Origin of the sequence: Nocardiopsis sp. TNDT3 (genome assembly GCF_003427465.1) — a bacterium.
Lineage (GTDB): Bacteria > Actinomycetota > Actinomycetes > Streptosporangiales > Streptosporangiaceae > Nocardiopsis > Nocardiopsis dassonvillei.
The window spans coordinates 1-3,780 of sequence record NZ_QPFC01001103.1; the positions used below are offsets into that span (position 1 = coordinate 1).

Genomic DNA, 3,780 nt, shown 5'->3' on the forward strand with positions numbered 1-3,780 from the left:
CTCCCCCGGCGCCCCTCCCGCGGCTTCGGGCGGGGACGGCGACGGCCAGGGCCTGGTCGGGCTCGCCGAGCGGGTGTCCCTGGCCTCGGGGCGGCTGGAGCACGGCCCGGACGGTCGGGGTGGCTGGCGGCTGGCGGCATGGCTACCGTGGCCGACATGAGCGAGACGGAGCGGGAGATCGGGGTCGTGCTCGTCGATGACGACGCGCTGGTCCGGGTCGGCCTGGTGATGATGATGGGCGGCGCGCCCGACATCCGGGTGCTGGCCGAGGCCGAGGACGGGAGCGCGGTGGTCGACCTGGTGGCGCGCCACTCCCCCGACGTGGTCCTGATGGACATCCGGATGCCGACGGTGGACGGGCTGACCGCCACCGAGCGGCTGCGGGCCCTGGAGAACCCGCCGGAGGTGCTGGTGCTGACCACCTTCGACGCCGACGAGCACGTGCTGCGCGCGCTGCGGGCGGGCGCGGCCGGGTTCCTGCTCAAGGACACCCCTCCGGCGGAGATCGTGGAGTCGGTGCGCCAGGTGTCCCGGGGCATGTCGGTGCTCTCCCCGGCGGTGACGCGGCGGCTGGTCGAACGGGTGGGCGCCAACGACCGCGGCGAGCGGGCCCTGCGTGCGCGCGAGCGGCTCTCGGCGCTCAACGGCCGGGAGCTGGAGGTGGCCGTGGCGGTCGGCGAGGGCCGGTCCAACGCCGACATCGCCTCGGCCCTGTTCCTGAGCGTGCCGACGGTCAAGACGCACGTGTCGAGCATCCTCACCAAGCTCGGGCTCAACAACCGCGTCCAGGTGGCGCTGCTCGTGCACGACGCCCAGCTCCTGGACGGGAGGGGCTGACCCGCCTTCCGCCGCCTCCGCGGCCGTCCAGCGCCGCCTCACGGCCCCCTCCCGCCCCTCCGCGGCCGTCCCGAGCCATGCCCTGGCCCGTCCTGGGTAGCCGGGGGGTGAAGGGACACCGACACGGAAGGGGGCTGCGGCCGAGGTGAGTGACCGCGACGACTACGCAGAGGTGCTCGACGCCGTCATGGAGAGGGTGCGGTCGCACATCGGCGAGGGCCGGGTCGCCGACTACATCCCCGAACTGGCCAACGTGGACCCGGACGAGTTCGGGTTCGCCGTGGCCACGGTGGACGGCGACCTGTACAGCGTCGGCGACCACTCCCGCACGCGCTTCTCCATGCAGAGCATCACCAAGGTGTTCACCCTGGCGCTGGTGATGAGCAGGTCCGGGGACAGCGTGTGGAAGCGGGTCCACCGGGAGCCCTCGGGCAACTCCTTCAACTCCCTGTACCAGCTGGAGTTCGAGAGCGGTGTGCCCCGCAACCCGATGATCAACCCGGGCGCGCTCATCGTCACCGACCAGCTGCTGACCGACACCGGGGACGCCGTCGGCGCCCTGGGGGAGCTGCTGTGCGCGGAGACGGGCGACCCCGACCTGCACACGGACAACCTGGTGGCGCGCTCGGAGGACGAGCACGGCGACCGCAACCGGTCGCTGGCCTACCTCATGTCGAGCTTCGGCAACATGCGCAACCCGGTGCCGGAGGTTCTGGACCACTACTTCCGGCAGTGCGCGATCACCGTCAGCTGTGAGGAGCTGGCCCGGGTGGGGCTGCTGCTGGCGCGCCACGGCAGGCGGGCGGACGGCTCCCAGCTGCTCAGCCGCTCCGACGCGCGCCGCGTCATGGCGGTGATGCTCACCTGCGGCACCTACGACGCCGCGGGCGAGTTCGCCTACCGTGTCGGCCTGCCCTGCAAGAGCGGGGTGGGCGGCGGCATCCTCGCGATCGTGCCGGGGCGCTGCTCCGTGGCGGCGTGGGGACCCGGCCTGGACGCCAAGGGCAACTCGGTGACGGCGGCGCTGGCCCTGGAGGCCTTCACCGACATCACCAACTGCTCCGTGTTCTGAGCGCTCCGACCGCTCAGTCGTCCCGGTCGGCCGGTTCGAAGCTGCGGGACATGTGGTCCAGCAGCGCCCGGTTCTGCTCGGGGTCGTCGTTGTCGGCGACCAGGAACAGGGCGTAGCCGATGTCCTCGGTGTGGAAGCCGCGGTTGACGGCGTGCATGTCGCCGTTGCCGAAGGTGAACTCCCAGTCGGCGGCGCTGACGTAGTCCTCCGCCCAGTCGGCCTCCACGTCCTCGATGCCGATCAACTCGTAGCCGCTGAAGTTGTTGCTGCCGACGGGCTCGAACTCGCGCCAGTCGTCCCCGGCGTCGGGGTTGGGGTCGTCGGTCTGGTCCACCAGCAGGTAGCCGCCGTCGGGGTTGCGGAAGTAGACCATGTGGCCCTCGCGCTCGACGTTCCAGCCCTCGGGGACGTCCACGGAGAAGCCGCTGGGGTCCTCGTGGCGGGTGAGGGGCCCCCAGACCTCCTCCACGCCGCCCTCGTCCCGCTCTTCCTCCGACTCCTCGTCCGAGGGCTGCGCGGACTCCCGCGGCGTCTCCTCGGCAGCGGACGCGCTCTCCTCGGCGGGGGGCTCCGACGCCTCCGCGCCGGGGTCGGCGGCGGCCTCCTGGCCCGAGCCGTCGACCAGCCCGGTGTCGGCCCCGCCCGAGCGGTTCATGCTCACCATGAGGCTGGTGGTGGCGCCCGCGACGAGGAGCACGAACACAGCGGCGGCGACCAGCAGCGTCCGCCGGACGGAACCGGGGCGCCCCTCACGGCGGGGGGCGGCCGGGCCGGGGGCCAGCGGTTCGGCGCGGACGGCCGCCTCCGCGACCTCCTCCGGCTCCGGCGCGGGCACGGTGGCGACCATCGTGGGGGCGACCGTCTCGGGGGTGTCGTCCGCGTCCCGGATCTCGCGCAGCAGGGCGCGCACCTCGCCGACCGACGGCCGGTCCTCCGGGCGCTTCTCGCACAGGGCCTCCAGGACCGGGCGCAGCGGACCGGCGTTGACCGGCTCGGGCAGGTCCTGGGTGACGATGGCGGTCAGCGTCGCCATCGGGGTCGGCCGCTCGAAGGGCAGGGTGCCCTCGACCGCCTGGTAGAGGGTGACGCCCAGGGCCCACATGTCCGAGGCCGGGGTGGCCGAGTGCCCGTGCGCGACCTCCGGGGCCAGGTAGCTCGGCGAGCCGATCAGCAGCCCGGTGCTGGTCAGGTGGGTGGCGCCGTCCAGGTGGGCGATGCCGAAGTCGGTCAGGACCGCGCGGTCGTTGCCCGCGATGAGCACGTTGCCCGGCTTGATGTCGCGGTGCACGATGCCGCGGGCGTGCGCCTCGGCCAGCCCCGCCGCCATCTGCTCGCCGATCCCGGCGGCCCGCCGGACCGGCAGCGCGCCCTCGTCGCGGACGAGGTCGCCCAGGGAGGGGCCGCGGACCAGCTCCATGACGATCCACGGACGGCCGTCCTCCTCGGCCACGTCGAACACCGTGATGATGGCGGGGTGGCTGAGCTGCGCCGCGCTGCGCGCCTCGCGCAGCATGCGGGTGCGCAGCACCTCGACCTCGTGCGGGGGCAGGTTCGGCGGTGTGGTCAGCTCCTTGACGGCGACCGGCCGGTCCAGGAGGGTGTCGGTGCCCTGCCAGACCCGCCCCATGCCTCCGGAGCCGATGACCTCGTCCAGACGGTACCGGTTGACCAGGAGGCGACGGGGGTCGGCTTCGGAACTGTTCATGAAGGCGCTGTTCCTCTGTGCGGAGGGGCGGTGCGGGGAGTACGGGGCGCGGCTGAGGAGGGGCCCCTGGGCGTTAGCGAGTCTAGGATCCCCCGGCCACTGTTGGCGCTCCCCGCCACGGTGTCATGTGTCTTCCCCGGGTGCGGGGCGTTCGGGCGCACGCCCC

3 protein-coding genes and 1 pseudogene are annotated in these 3,780 nt (G+C 73.4%); 3 read left to right on the top strand and 1 reads right to left on the bottom strand.

Going from position 1 to position 3,780, the window contains the following annotated elements; genetic code table 11:
* From DQW06_RS29675 to DQW06_RS24400, 3 genes and pseudogenes are all read left to right on the top strand, one after another.
* A pseudogene (locus DQW06_RS29675) lies at nucleotides 1-160 on the top strand (sensor histidine kinase); the annotation flags it as partial.
* Complete coding sequence (locus DQW06_RS24395; RefSeq protein ID WP_026338057.1) at nucleotides 139-837, top strand: response regulator transcription factor; 699 nt, start codon at nucleotides 139-141, stop codon at nucleotides 835-837. The pseudogene DQW06_RS29675 and the gene DQW06_RS24395, both read left to right, overlap by 22 nt.
* A gap of 145 nt (nucleotides 838-982) precedes the next feature.
* On the top strand, nucleotides 983-1,909 hold the full coding sequence (locus DQW06_RS24400) for a glutaminase (RefSeq protein ID WP_094805011.1): 927 nt from the start codon (nucleotides 983-985) through the stop codon (nucleotides 1,907-1,909).
* A gap of 13 nt (nucleotides 1,910-1,922) precedes the next feature.
* On the opposite strand, the gene DQW06_RS24405 is transcribed toward DQW06_RS24400, so the two are convergent.
* Nucleotides 1,923-3,614, bottom strand: a complete 1,692-nt coding sequence (locus DQW06_RS24405) for a serine/threonine-protein kinase (protein ID WP_117199384.1) — start codon at nucleotides 3,612-3,614, stop codon at nucleotides 1,923-1,925.
* Between the last annotated feature and the right edge of the window lie 166 nt (nucleotides 3,615-3,780).